13 protein-coding genes are annotated in these 12286 nt (G+C 71.3%); 10 read left to right on the top strand and 3 right to left on the bottom strand.

The window, feature by feature from the left end; genetic code table 11:
* Window positions 1-2: 2 nt before the first annotated feature.
* From ACWEGE_RS28190 to ACWEGE_RS28175, 4 genes are all read left to right on the top strand, one after another.
* Window positions 3-203, top strand: coding sequence for a hypothetical protein (locus ACWEGE_RS28190; RefSeq protein ID WP_449663460.1), 201 nt, complete (start codon window positions 3-5; stop codon window positions 201-203).
* A gap of 289 nt (window positions 204-492) precedes the next feature.
* Entirely contained in the window at window positions 493-1755 is a 1263-nt protein-coding gene (locus ACWEGE_RS28185; protein ID WP_449663459.1) for a sensor histidine kinase, read from the top strand.
* Window positions 1756-1764: 9 nt separating this feature from the next.
* Window positions 1765-2409 (top strand): response regulator, encoded by a 645-nt coding sequence (locus tag ACWEGE_RS28180; RefSeq protein ID WP_449663458.1) that lies wholly within the window; start codon window positions 1765-1767, stop codon window positions 2407-2409.
* Between the two features lie 16 nt (window positions 2410-2425).
* Window positions 2426-2836 carry a secondary thiamine-phosphate synthase enzyme YjbQ gene (locus ACWEGE_RS28175; protein ID WP_449663457.1) on the top strand — a complete coding sequence of 137 codons (411 nt, stop codon included), beginning with the start codon at window positions 2426-2428 and terminating at the stop codon, window positions 2834-2836.
* On the opposite strand, the gene ACWEGE_RS28170 is transcribed toward ACWEGE_RS28175, so the two are convergent.
* Window positions 2774-3766: an ABC transporter permease gene (locus ACWEGE_RS28170; RefSeq protein WP_449663456.1), complete on the bottom strand. Its 993-nt coding sequence runs from the start codon at window positions 3764-3766 to the stop codon at window positions 2774-2776. The genes ACWEGE_RS28175 and ACWEGE_RS28170 overlap by 63 nt on opposite strands.
* A 159-nt stretch (window positions 3767-3925) precedes the next feature.
* Between ACWEGE_RS28170 and ACWEGE_RS28165 the strand changes: the two genes are divergently transcribed.
* Window positions 3926-4621 (top strand): HAD family hydrolase, encoded by a 696-nt coding sequence (locus tag ACWEGE_RS28165; RefSeq protein ID WP_449663455.1) that lies wholly within the window; start codon window positions 3926-3928, stop codon window positions 4619-4621.
* 158 nt (window positions 4622-4779) lie between these two features.
* Here the strand turns inward: ACWEGE_RS28165 and ACWEGE_RS28160 are convergent, their stop codons facing one another.
* A complete protein-coding gene (locus ACWEGE_RS28160) occupies window positions 4780-5055 on the bottom strand; it encodes a hypothetical protein (protein WP_449663454.1) in 276 nt (91 codons plus the stop codon).
* On the opposite strand from ACWEGE_RS28160, the gene ACWEGE_RS28155 reads away from it, so the two are divergent.
* The 3 genes from ACWEGE_RS28155 to ACWEGE_RS28145 all read left to right on the top strand — a co-directional run bounded on the left by ACWEGE_RS28155 (window position 5030) and on the right by ACWEGE_RS28145 (window position 10436).
* Complete coding sequence (locus tag ACWEGE_RS28155) at window positions 5030-7879, top strand: RHS repeat-associated core domain-containing protein (RefSeq protein ID WP_449663453.1); 2850 nt, start codon at window positions 5030-5032, stop codon at window positions 7877-7879. The two genes, ACWEGE_RS28160 and ACWEGE_RS28155, sit on opposite strands and share 26 nt — an antisense overlap.
* A gap of 33 nt (window positions 7880-7912) precedes the next feature.
* Window positions 7913-8089 carry a hypothetical protein gene (locus ACWEGE_RS28150; protein WP_449663452.1) on the top strand — a complete coding sequence of 59 codons (177 nt, stop codon included), beginning with the start codon at window positions 7913-7915 and terminating at the stop codon, window positions 8087-8089.
* Between the two features lie 220 nt (window positions 8090-8309).
* Window positions 8310-10436 carry a bifunctional lysylphosphatidylglycerol flippase/synthetase MprF gene (locus tag ACWEGE_RS28145; protein ID WP_449663451.1) on the top strand — a complete coding sequence of 709 codons (2127 nt, stop codon included), beginning with the start codon at window positions 8310-8312 and terminating at the stop codon, window positions 10434-10436.
* Here ACWEGE_RS28145 and ACWEGE_RS28140 read toward each other — a convergent pair.
* The gene (locus ACWEGE_RS28140) at window positions 10414-11091 is read right to left on the bottom strand and encodes a hypothetical protein (protein WP_449663450.1); all 678 of its coding nucleotides are present in this window, start codon (window positions 11089-11091) and stop codon (window positions 10414-10416) included. The two genes, ACWEGE_RS28145 and ACWEGE_RS28140, sit on opposite strands and share 23 nt — an antisense overlap.
* Window positions 11092-11222: 131 nt before the next feature.
* Here ACWEGE_RS28140 and ACWEGE_RS28135 point away from each other — a divergent pair, with 131 nt between their 5' ends.
* Together ACWEGE_RS28135 and ACWEGE_RS28130 are read left to right on the top strand one after the other, a co-directional pair.
* Window positions 11223-11867, top strand: coding sequence for a TetR/AcrR family transcriptional regulator (locus tag ACWEGE_RS28135; RefSeq protein ID WP_449663449.1), 645 nt, complete (start codon window positions 11223-11225; stop codon window positions 11865-11867).
* The gene (locus tag ACWEGE_RS28130; protein WP_449663448.1) at window positions 11864-12262 is read left to right on the top strand and encodes a PPOX class F420-dependent oxidoreductase; all 399 of its coding nucleotides are present in this window, start codon (window positions 11864-11866) and stop codon (window positions 12260-12262) included. Before ACWEGE_RS28135 ends, ACWEGE_RS28130 begins: the two co-directional genes overlap by 4 nt.
* The last annotated feature ends 24 nt before the right edge of the window (window positions 12263-12286 follow it).

Below are 12286 nucleotides of genomic sequence, written 5' to 3'. Positions count from 1 at the left end.
ACATGGTGGGCCAGTTCGAACGAGAGAAGGACACCCTGCAGGTGATCACCGAATCAGCGGCGACGCACGTCGGCAACATAGCGAGCATCATCACGGGAGCCATCCGCGACGTCGCCCGGGAGACGGGTGAGTGGCTCACCGACGTGATCGAGATGCGGGAAGCCGCGCAGCGGGCCCGGGAGGACGACCCGGACGCGCCGTGAGCAGCGCCTTGGACGAGTCATCCACGGGTATCACGAGTTGTGGATGACTCGTCCGACGCGGGCCGGCTCGAGTGGCGGAACTGTCGGTGCCCGCCGGTAGCGTGGAAGACGGGGGGCGCCCCCGCGGCCGGATGCTGTGCGGCGCACCGCACGGGACGTTCCCCGACGGCAGCCGACCGGCAGGCCGTCCCCGGCTGTCGAGGCCCGGCCGAACGGGGGCCTTCCCCGGGCCGCAATAGGGGGAAAACCGGATGGGCCCGCCACCCCGCCCCGGGCAACACTGAACCCCGTGACCACCCTCGAGCCACCCCACCCGCTGCGCCGCGTCTTCGGCCCCCTCGCCACGCGGGACTTCCGGGCCGAGTACCTCTGGCTCTGGCTCGCCGCCCCGCTCACCGCCTTCTCGCTGTTCAGCTTCCTCCTCGTTCTCGCGCTCGGCCTCTGGCTCACGCCCGTCCTGCTCGGCTTCCTCGTGCTCGCCGGGGCGCTCTTCTACGCCCGTGGCCTCGGCGCCGCCCACCGGAGGCTCGCGAAGGCGCTGCTCGGCGTCAGTGTTCCCGCCCCGCGGCGGCCCGAACTCAAGCCCGGCCTGTGGAGCTGGGTCAAGGCGCGCGTCGGCGATCCCGCGGGCTGGCGGGTGGCCGGCTACCTGCTGCTGCGCCTGCCGCTGAGCGTCGCCGGGCTCTTCACCGTCTTCGCCGCGACCCTCTACAGCTTCGCCGCCACCACCTACTCCTTCTTCTGGTTCCCCCTCGGCGAACGGCAGCTGCCCTTCTTCGACATCCGCGCCGAGCACTGGCCGGGCGCGCTGGCCTGGTCGGCGTCCGGGCTGGTCGTGCTGGTCGCGTTGCCGTGGGTGACGCACGGCTTCGTCGCCCTCGACCGGCTGCTGGTCGTCGGGCTGCTCGGCGAACGGGAGCTGTCCGAACGCGTCCGCGACCTCGAAGCGAGCCGCGCGACCGCGGTCGAGGACGCCGCCCTGCGGCTGCGGCGGATCGAACGCGACCTCCACGACGGCGCCCAGGCCCAGCTCGTCGCGCTGGCCATGAAGCTCGGCCTGGCCAAGGACGAACTCGCCGACGTCGACCTCCCGCAGGTCAAGGAGCTGGTCACCGCCGCGCACGCCAACGCCAAGCAGGCCCTCACCGAGCTGCGTGACCTCGCCCGCGGCATCCACCCGGCCGCACTGGACGCCGGCCTCGACGTCGCCCTCGCGACCCTCGTCGCGACGTCCGGGATCGAAGCCCGAGTAGCGGTGGACCTGCCGCGCCGCCCGCCTCCGTCACTCGAAACCATCGTCTACTTCAGCGCCGCCGAGCTGCTCACCAACGCCGCCAAGCACGGCGGGACGACACTGGTCGAAGTCACCGAAGACCGGGCCTTCCTGCGGTTGCGCGTGCGTGACAGCGGCCCCGGCGGCGCCCGGGTCGTGCCGGGCGGCGGGCTGGCCGGCGTCGCCGAACGGCTGCGGACGGTCGACGGCGAGCTGACCGTCAGCAGCCCGCCGGGCGGGCCGACCGAAGTCTCCGCGCGGGTGCCGCTGCCCCGCTAGGGTCGCGGCATGCGGATCGTCATCGCGGAGGACTCCACCATCCTGCGCCAGGGTCTCGTCGAGCTGCTGACCTTCCGCGGCCACGAGGTCGTCGCCGCGGTGAAGGACGCCGACGCCCTCCACGAAGCGGTCGACGACCACGCCCCCGACGTGTCCATTGTGGACATCCGGATGCCGCCGACGCACACCGACGAGGGCCTGCGGGCGGCGATCGCGCTGCGCCGCGAGCTCCCGGGCTGCGCGATCCTGCTGTTCTCCCAGTACGTCGAGACGAAATACGCGGCCCAGCTGCTCGCCGACCGCGCGGGCGGCGTCGGCTACCTGCTCAAGGACCGCGTCGCCGAGGTTTCGGACTTCCTCGACGCACTGCGCCGGGTCGCGGACGGCGAGACCGTCCTCGACCCCGAAGTCGTCAGCCAGCTGTTCTCGGCCACGCGCCGGACCGACGCCCTCGGCGGGCTCACCCCGCGGGAACGCGAAGTGCTCGGCCTGATGGCGGAAGGCCGGTCGAACTCCGCGATCGCGTCGGGGCTGTTCCTTTCGCCCGGCTCGGTGGAGAAGTACGTGACGTCGATCTTCGGCAAGCTCGGCCTGTCACCGTCCGAAGGGGACAACCGCCGGGTGCTCGCGGTGCTGCGCTACCTCGAATCCTGAGCCTAGGCTGGGCCGCATGTACTCCACCGAGATCGAGGTCCGCACCGGCTCCGGAGCCGTCGTCCACGACCTCACCCACGAAGCCGAGGCCTTCCTGCGCGACGCCGACGCGACCGACGGGCTGCTGCACGTCTGGGTCCCGCACGCCACCGCCGGGCTGGCCGTCCTGGAAACCGGCGCCGGCAGCGACGAGGACCTGCTGACCGCGCTCGACGAGCTCCTCCCCCGCGACGGCCGCTGGCGGCACCGGCACGGGAGCCCGGGTCACGGCCGTGACCACGTGCTCCCGGCGCTGGTGCCGCCCTACGCGACGGTCCCGGTGCTCGGCGGCGTCCTGGCACTGGGCACCTGGCAGTCGATCTGCCTAGTGGACACCAACCTCGACAACCCCGTCCGCAAGGTGCGCTTCAGCCTCCTGGCGGGCTGAGCGGGCCGGCCACAGCGTCACCACCAGGCCCGCGGCCAGCAGGGCGCCGAGCACCCACAGCGCGGTCGTCACGTCCGGCGCGTCCGGCACGCCCTGCAGCAGGCTCCGCAGGCCTTCGGTCGAGAACCGGAACGGCGTCCACGACCACAGCAGCGCGCGGTAGGCCGGGTTCAGCAGCTCCGGCACCTGGCCGGCCACCGCGGGCGCGACCAGGTACAGCGGTGCGAGGACGGCCATCGCGCGCAGGCCCAGCAGGCGCAGCAGCCCGGCCTGCAGCGCCGCGAACGCCGTGGCGGCGAGGAAGACGAAGCCGAGCACGTCCGCGGTCAACGGCAGCGACGAGTCCCACAGCGCGAAGAACCCGGCCACCACCGCCGTGATCAGCACGCCGGCCCCGGTGACCTGCAGGAACCGCGCGCCGGCCCCGACCGTCCGGCCGGTTCGCCTCGCGAGCTGCACCAAGGCGAGTCCCGCGACGAGCGCCCCGATCCAGGCCAGCGCGCTCGCGGCCAGCGGCGCGACCCGGCCCGCGAGCCCCACCGGGTGCAGCACCTCCTGCTTCGGCGGGCCGGCCAGCGCGGTCGCGGCGCCGGTCAGCGCCTGCTGCGCGACCTGGGTGCCCGCCGGGTTGACCGCGCCGGACGTCACGACGGTCGCGGACGGTCCCGGCCCGAGTTCGAGCACGCCGTAGACCTTCTTGTCTTCCAGCAGCTGCCGCGCCCCGGACGGCGGCGCGACGGTCCAGGCGAGCTGGCCGCCGCCGTGCGCGGCGATGCGCTGCGCGATCTCCGGCGGTGCGGCGACGGCGACCGGGACGCCGTCGGGCGCGACGGTGGCCTGCGCGCCGAAGGTGAGGAATCCGAGCACCACCGCCACCAGCGCGCCGGCCAGGGCGGCGACCAGGGCGAGCGCCCCTGCGGGACGGGTCATCACTGCCTCCACTTATTCGCCACTTGTTGAATTACGTCTCAAAGTACGACCCGGCCGCCCGGAAGTCAACAAGCGTTGAATAATGGGCCCGGTAGCCTCGGACTCATGGGAAAGACTGGGCGCGAAGCGCCTCCGTTGAGGGTGGCGGCGGGGGCATGGATGGAGAAGAAGCGGCTGGTGCTCTGGGACATCGACCACACGCTCGTGGACTTCTCCGAACTGGGCGCCGCTTGGTATGGGACCGCGTTCACCGCCGCGACCGGGGCGACCCTGCGCGTGCACCCGGTGTTCGGCGGCCGCACGGAACGCGCGACGACGACCGACCTGCTCACCGCGAACGGCTTCGAAGCCGCGGAAGAGACGGTCCAGGCGCTGTTCCAGGCCCTGGTGGCGGAGTCGGAGCGCCACCGGCACACGTTCGCGGAGACCGCCCGCGCGCTGCCGGGTGCGGCCGAGGCGCTGAGCGCGTTCGCCGCCGGCGGGGACGTCGTGCAGACGCTCGTCACCGGCAACCTCCCGGAGATCTCGCGGCACAAGCTCGCCCCCTTCGGCCTCGACGAGCACCTCGACCTGGAGATCGGCGGCTACGGCACGCTCTCGGTGCACCGCCCGGACCTGGTCCCGCACGCGGTCGGGCTGGCGGAGGCCAAGCACGGCACCGAATTCGGGCCCGACGCCGTGGTCGTCATCGGCGACACGCCGAACGACGTCCGGGCCGCGGTGGCCAACGGCGCGGTGTCCGTCGCCGTGGCCACCGGGCACTACTCCGCCGAGGAACTGCTGGCCGAGGGTGCGCACACCGTGCTGCCCGACCTGACCGACACCGAGGCGGTCCGGCGCGCGGTCTTCGGCTGATCGATCCGCCGACCGGAGCAATCCGCGCGGTCGGCGTTAGAACGTTCGAGTGGTCCGGACCTTCCCGGCTCGCGGCCCCGTGATCGATGGTCATAAATTCGCAAGGTCTGGCGGCAGTGTGTCGCCAGGGGGTGGGACCATCGGTTCCGAGGGGAGATTCACCTTATTATGCAACGGAAATCGTTGCGGCACTTTGTGCTGCGCACGATCACGTTATTTTCCGCCGGAGCACTGATCGCCGCGGTTCCGGCCACCGCGTCGGCCGCCCCGCGGTCCGGCCAGGGCGGTGTGCCGCTGCCGGTCTCGTGGACGCCGCCGGCGCAGGTGAACCGCACGCCGACCGGGGTCACGGCCGACCAGGTGCCGGTGAGACCGGCGCCGAGATCGGGGGCGTCGGTCCAGTCGCTGGTGTGCGACACGACCCAGTCGGGCACCCAGCCGTGGTTCGCGATGGACCGGTACGCGATCTCGGACCGCACCGAGTTGCTGGTCAACCGCTACAGCGGCAACGCGCTCATCACCGACCGGGCGCTGACAGTCAAGGGCACCGGCCTGAACCTGTCGGTCGACGCCGTCTACAACAGCGCCAACCTCACCCGGGGCGGGGTGTTCGGGACGTTCTGGACGATCTCCGGCGGCCCGGACGTCAAGCTCGTCATCTACCCCGACCCGGACCGGCGGGTCGTGTACTACGACCCGAGCGGGTACTGCGCGGAGTTCACGAAGAACGACGACGGCAGCTACACCCCGCCGGACGGCATGCACACCACGATGACCAAGCTCCCGGACGGCAAGTACGCGCTCTCGCAGGACAGCTCGGGCGAAACGAAGGTGTTCACCGGGGACGGGCGGCTGTTCTCGGAAGCCGACCGCAACGGGCACACGATCACCTACCGCTACAACGCTTCCGACGGCACGCTGGCGTCGATCACCGACACCCAGGGCCGGGTGACGACCGCCGCCTACACGGGCAGCCGCATCTCCACGATCACCGATCCGGCGGGCCTGACGGCCGGTGGCTACGGCTACGACGGCAGCGGTCACCTCACGAAGATCACCAACCGCAACGGCGACAGCATGAGCTTCGGGCTGGACGCCGACGGCCGGATCACGACGCTGACCACCACGCTGGGGCGGGTCTACACGCTGTCCTACGACGCCGGCGGCCGCGTGACCCAGGTGGCCGAGCCGAACTACGACGGCGTCGCCAGTGTCACCGGCTACGCCTACGGCTCCGGCACGACGACGGTCACCGACCCGAACGGGCACAAGAGCACCTACACCTTCGACAGCGGCGGCCGCCAGACCAAGGCCACCGACGCACTCGGGCACTCCCGGACGCAGGGCTGGTCGGCCCACGGTGACGTGAACTCCCTGACCGACGCGACCGGCAACTCGATCACCTACGACTACGACCCGCTCAACAACCTCAAGGGCGCCAAGCTCCCCACCGGCGCGTCGATGACGGCCGGCTACACCGACACCGCCCACCCCCACCTGCCCACCACGATCGCCGATTTCTCCGGCAACAAGGTCAGCAACACCTACGACAACGCGGGCAACGTCACCAAGGTGCACTCCGACGGGCTCAACGCCGACGTCGCCAAGTACACCTACACCACCGGCCTGGTCACCACCGCCACCGACGGCAACGGGCACGTCACCGGCTACGGCTACGACACCGCGGGAAACCTGACCACGCTCACCCCGCCGCTGCCGCTGAAACCGACCACCTACACCTACGACTCGCTCTCACGGGTGGCCGGCGTCACCGACGGCAACGGCGTCAAACTGGTCTACGGCTACGACAAGCTCGACCACGTCGTCTCCGTCGCCAAGGCCGACGGCACCGGGCTCGCCGCCTACACCTACGACCCGACCGGCAACCGCATCACCGCCCGCACCGCCGGGGCCGCCTTCACCAACAGCTACGAACGCCGTCTGCTCACCCGGGTCGTGCGCACCGCAGGCACCGCCGCCCAGACCGCGACCTACCACTACGACCGGGCCGGGAACGTCACCGCGGTCGACGACCCGACCGGCTGGACCTACTACGGCTACGACGCCGCCGACCGGCTGACCTCGGTCAAGGACCAGGCGAACACGACCACCACCTACGGCTACGACAACGCCGACCACCGCACCTCGGCCACCCTGCCCGGCGGCAGCACCCAGACCATCGGCCTCGACAAGTCCGGGCGCCAGACGAGCCTCACGGTCAAGAACCCGGCCGGCACGACGCTGCTGTCGACCGGCTACCGCTACACCCGTCCCGACGGCAGCGACACCGGCCAGGTGCAGTCCCGCACCGATTCCACCGGCACCGCCGACAACAGCTACGACGGCTTCGGCAGGCTCACCAAGGCCGGCACCCGCACCTACGCCTACGACAACGCCGGCAACCTCACCGCCGGCGACGGCCGCACCTACACCGTCAACGACGCCAACCAGATGACCAAGATCGACACCATCACCGTCGGCTACGACGGCGCCGGCAACCTCACCACCACCAACCCCGGTGGCGAGGCCCACTACAGCGACACCAACCAGCGGACGTCGGTCACGTCGAGTTCCGGCACGCTGTTCACCGCCGGTTACGACACCCTGGACCAGACGCAGCCCGCTTCGATCACCGAGCGGGTCGGGTCGAGCGACGTCACGCACGTTTTCACCCGCACCGCACTGGGCATTTCCCGGACCGTGGACAACGGCGCCACCACCACCTACGCCCACGACGTCGACGGCACCCTCACCGGCCTCACCGACGCCGCGGGCAAGCACCACAACGCCATCACCGACTACCAGGGCAGTGTCCTCGCCCTGGTCGACGACACCGGCGCGGTGACCGCCGGCTACACCTACACGCCCTACGGGTTCAACACCGGCATCACCGGCCCGGCGGGCTCGGCCAACCGGCTCCGCTGGCTCGGCACCTTCCAGCTCGCCGGCAGCGAGTACCTCACCGGGTACCGGCACTACAACCCCGCCTACGCCCGCTTCACCCAACCCGATCCCACCGGACAGGAGTACAACACCTACGCATACGGCCAAGGCGACCCGCTCAACCGCACCGACCCCACCGGCACGGTCTCGTCGGGGTGCGTCAAGGCCGGCGCCGCGTCGATAATCGGCTTGCTGGGGACGGCGGCCACCTACGTCACCAGCGCTGCCACCGCCGGTATCACGGCCGGCCTGGCCGTGGGGTCGACCGTCGCCACCGTGACCGCCATCAGCAACACGGTCCTCAACTGCACGTGACGAATCAGCCGGACAAGAGGAGACGCACCCACGATGAGTAAGGCGACAGGCGCGATATTCCTGCTGATCGGCGGGATGCTGCTGATCACCCTGCTCGTGTTGGCCCTGGTCTGGCGGAACGTCCCGACCATTGTCCTGGCGGGGGTGGTGGCAGTGCTCTTCGCCTACGCTGCCCTGTCTCTCAAGCGCAACTGGCGAAAGCTCGGTTAGTGCAGGTCCGCGAACCGGGCCAGCACCAGGATCGGCTCGCGGAACCGAAGGGCCGACGACCGGAGATTCCTCCACGTCGCCGGCCCTTCGGCTGCCTCGCTGACCAGCGCGCATCCTCCTGGGGTGGGGCGATCCCTCAGCCGAAAGGACGACACCCCTAGGGGAAATCTCGTTCCCTTGCCCGATGTCCGCTGTGTCGGGAACTCGACAGACTCTCCCCATGACTGAAGCAGGGGCGGCGGCCAAGCCCGCCGGAGGGGGACGCATCCGGGGCACGGTGGCGATCCTCAGGCAGCGGTTGCCGTTCACCAGCGGTGTCACGCTCGCGATGCTGGTGCTGGCCGTCGCGACCGGGGCGCTGTGGAACGCCGCCGAAGACCGCGCGGCCTACCCGTTCGTCGCCTACGGGCTGCCGTCGCTGGAGGCCGGCCGGTGGTGGACCATGCTCACCGGGCCGTTCTTCGCCGTCATCCCGTGGTACTACCTCCCGATGGTCGGCAGCTTCGCGCTCTTCGCCGGCTTCGCCGAGTGGAAGCTCGGGACGCGGCGCGCGATGGCCGTGACCATCGGCGGCCAGCTGGTCTCGGTGCTCGTCGCGACCCAGTTCCTCGCGCTGTCCCGCAACTCCGGCTGGCTGTGGGCCGAGCGGGTCGCGGGCAGCCTCGACGTCGGGTTCTCCGGCGGCGCGCTCGCCGCGATGGCGATCGCCACCGCGACGCTGCGGCCGCCATGGGCGCTGCGGCTGCGGGCCGGGCTCTGCGTGTACGCCGGGGTCGCGATCGTCTACGTCGGCACGCTCGCCGATCTCGTGCACTTCTTCGCGCTGCTGCTGGCGCTTCCGCTCGGCAAGCGCCTGGTCGGCGCGCGGCGGGCGGGCGCCCAGGCGGCGCCGAACCTGCGCGAGTGGCGGGTGCTGGCCGTGGCCGGCCTGCTGCTGCTCACCATCGCCGAAATCGTCATGTTCCTGGTGCCCGGCGACGGCCCGTTCGGCTCCGACGACGGCGTTTCGCTGTCGGCACCGGAGCTCGCGGTCCTGGTGCTGCTGGTGGTGCCGATGCTCAACGAGCTGCGCAAGGGCGGCCGCGTCGCGTGGCGCTGGGCGGTCGGGCTGTCGGCTTTCGTGACGCTGCAAGGGCTCGCCGTCGCGACGCTCATCGGCCTGGCCGACGTCTTCGGCGGCGACTACGACATGGACGGCCTGCCGCTGTTCTTCGTGGACAATCTCCTGTGGACGGTCGAGCTGGCCGTCCTGATCGCCGCGCGGCACGCTTTCCGCGTGCCATCGCGGCGCCGGCTGCGGCGGCACGCGCAGGGTCCGGGACCGGCGCTGGCCCGCAGCCTGCTGGGGCGCCACGGCGGCAGCACGCTGTCGTGGATGACGACCTGGCCGCGCAACACCTACTTCGTCCGGGCGGACGGCCGCTCGTACCTCGCCTACCGCCGCCACGCGGGGGTCGCGGTCGCCCTCGGCGACCCGATCGCCCCGGACGGCACCGCGGCGGCCACGGTCACCGAGTTCGCCGCGATGTGCGAGAACTCCGCGCTGGTGCCGTGCGTGTTCTCGGCGACCGAAGCCACCGTCGCGGCGACGCGCGAGCTGGGCTGGCAGAGCGTCCAGGTGGCCGAGGACAACGTGCTCGACCTCGACGGCCTCGAGTTCCGCGGCAAGGCGTGGCAGGACGTCCGCTCGGCGCTGAACAAGGCGGCCAAGCAGGAGATCGAGTTCCGGCTGGTCCGCCTGGCCGACCAGCCCGAGCCGATCCTGGCCCAGGTGCGGGCGCTGTCGGAGGAGTGGATGTCCGGCAAGGCGATGCCGGAGATGGGCTTCACCCTCGGCGGTCTCGACGAGGCGATGGACCCGGCGACCCGGGTCGGCCTGGCGGTCGACGCGGAGGGCACGGTCCACGGCGTGACGTCGTGGCTGCCGGTCCACACCGGCGCCGGCAAGATCGGCGGCTGGACGCTGGACATCATGCGCCGCAGCGCCCACGGCTTCCGCCCGGTGATGGAGTTCCTCATCGCCTCGGCCTGCCTGGCGTTCCGCGACGAAGGCGCCCGGTTCGTCTCGCTCTCGGGCGCTCCCCTGGCCCGCAGCGGCGACGGGTCCCCGGCGCGCCCGGTGGACCGGGCACTGGAGTCGCTGGGCCGCGTGATGGAGCCGTACTACGGATTCCGTTCCCTGCACGCGTTCAAGGCGAAGTTCCAGCCCCGGCACGTCCCGCTGTACCTGGCGTTCCGCGACGAAGCCGATCTCCCGCGCATCGGCCTGGCGCTCGGCCGCGCCTACCTGCCGGACGTCCGGCTGCGGCAGCTGGCGAAGCTGGTCAGTAGCTCTCGGGCACGCTGATCCGCTGCGGGAACCGGATCTTCCGCCGGGTGACCACGTTCTGGTCCTTCGGGATCAGCCGCCCGTCGGTCAGGCGGAGCCAGTGGCCGTTCCGCGAGTCGGTGAAGGCGAGCATCACCCCGGGCGTCATGCCCGGCCGCTGCCACTCCTCGCGGATCGGCATCCGCCACTTCCCGGGCGGCAGGATCGCGTAGAGGTATTCGTCGTCCTCGATGTCCGGCCCGCGGTGCAGCGTCGACCCGGTCATCGGCAGGTTGTGCACGAGGTCGAACGAGACGACGACGTGGTTGACCGCTTCGGCGTTCGCGTTGGAGACGACCATGTAGCCGTGGTCACCGGCGTACTCGATCCAGGCGGTGACCTTCGCGGCCTGTTCCTGCCGTTCGCGCAGGTCCCGTTCCCGCCGGTCCGCCTGCGCGATCCGGCCGTCCCGGATGGCGATCCACAGCGCCACCACGACGGCGCCGATCGTGCCGATGCCGCCGACCCACTGGCCGGAAGCGCCCCACCAGTCCGGATCCCGCGGCTCGACCAGCCAGCTCCAGGCCTTGGCCAGCAACGGTCCGAAGAGGAGCAGCACGCCGGAAATGGCCAGCACCCCGAACGCGACACCTCTGATCCGCCGGAGCCGTCTCTCCGCATCCCCACCCGTCATGGGGACACAGCCTGCCGAATTCCGGCGATCGGCGGTAGGTGCCTGCCCGGCACCGGCAGCTCGGTCGCCGACGTCCTCGACAATGGTCGATCCTTGTCAGACAGTTGTCTAGCATGGTTATACTCTCGTCTATGAGTGCAGGTGGCTCGACCCGGCGGCGTGCCCCCGCGCCGGAGGAGCGACTGGTCGATGGGGAGCGCACCCGGGCAGCGTTGCTCGAGGCGGCATTGCAGGAGTTCTCCGAAAAGGGCTTCGCCGGGGCGCGGGTACGGGACATCGCCGAGCGGGCCGGGGTCAGCAAGGACCTCATCGCCTACCACTTCGGCGGCAAGGAGGACCTGTACCGGGCGGTGCAACGCGCTTGGCTGCACCGCCGCGACGGGTTCGCCGAACCCGATCTGCCGCTGAGCGAGAGCCTGGCGCGCTACCTGCACGACGCGTTGAGCGACCCGCGGCCGATGCGGCTGCTGGCCTGGCGAGGGCTCGCCGGCGCCGGACAAGGCACGCCCGACGCGAGCACCGGCACCGACCACCCCGACGCCGACGGCCTGCGCCGCCGTCAGGAAGACGGGGAACTCCACCCCGAACTCGACCCGGCCACCCTGCAGCTCGTCCTGCTCGGCGCGGTCGCCGCCCCCGTCGTCTTCGCCGAGATCACCCACCGGCTGTTCGGTGTCCACCCCGGCGAACCCGAATTCGAGAACCGCTACCGCGACGGCCTGCAGAGGATTCTGCGCGCCCTCGGCGGACCGGAAGAACAGGAAGATCAGCGATGACGCTCACCCCGGAACACGTCGGGTACCTCACCAGCCAGACCTTGGGGCGGCTGGCCACAGTGGACCGGCATGGCGCTCCCCAGAACAACCCGGTCACCTTCCGCTACAACGCCGAACTCGGCACCATCGACATCGGCGGGCACAGCCTGGGTGCGAGTCGCAAGTTCCGCAACCTGGCCGGCAACGACCAGGTGGCCTTCGTCGTCGACGACATCGCCTCCTACCAGCCGTGGCGCGTGCGCTGCCTGGAAATCCGGGGGCGCGCGGAAACGATCACCGGCGCCGAACCGCTCCGGCCGGGATTCTCGCCCGAACTGATCCGCATCCACCCCGACCGCGTCATCGGCTTCGGCTTGGCCGGCGAGGGCGCGGCAGCACCGGAACGGGCCCGGTGAGCCTGGTTCCGCGCTCGCCGAGCT

Source organism: Amycolatopsis sp. NPDC004747, assembly GCF_053601335.1.
The sequence above is the reverse complement of the archived record's forward strand: the minus strand, read 5'-3'. Positions and strand labels throughout refer to the sequence as shown.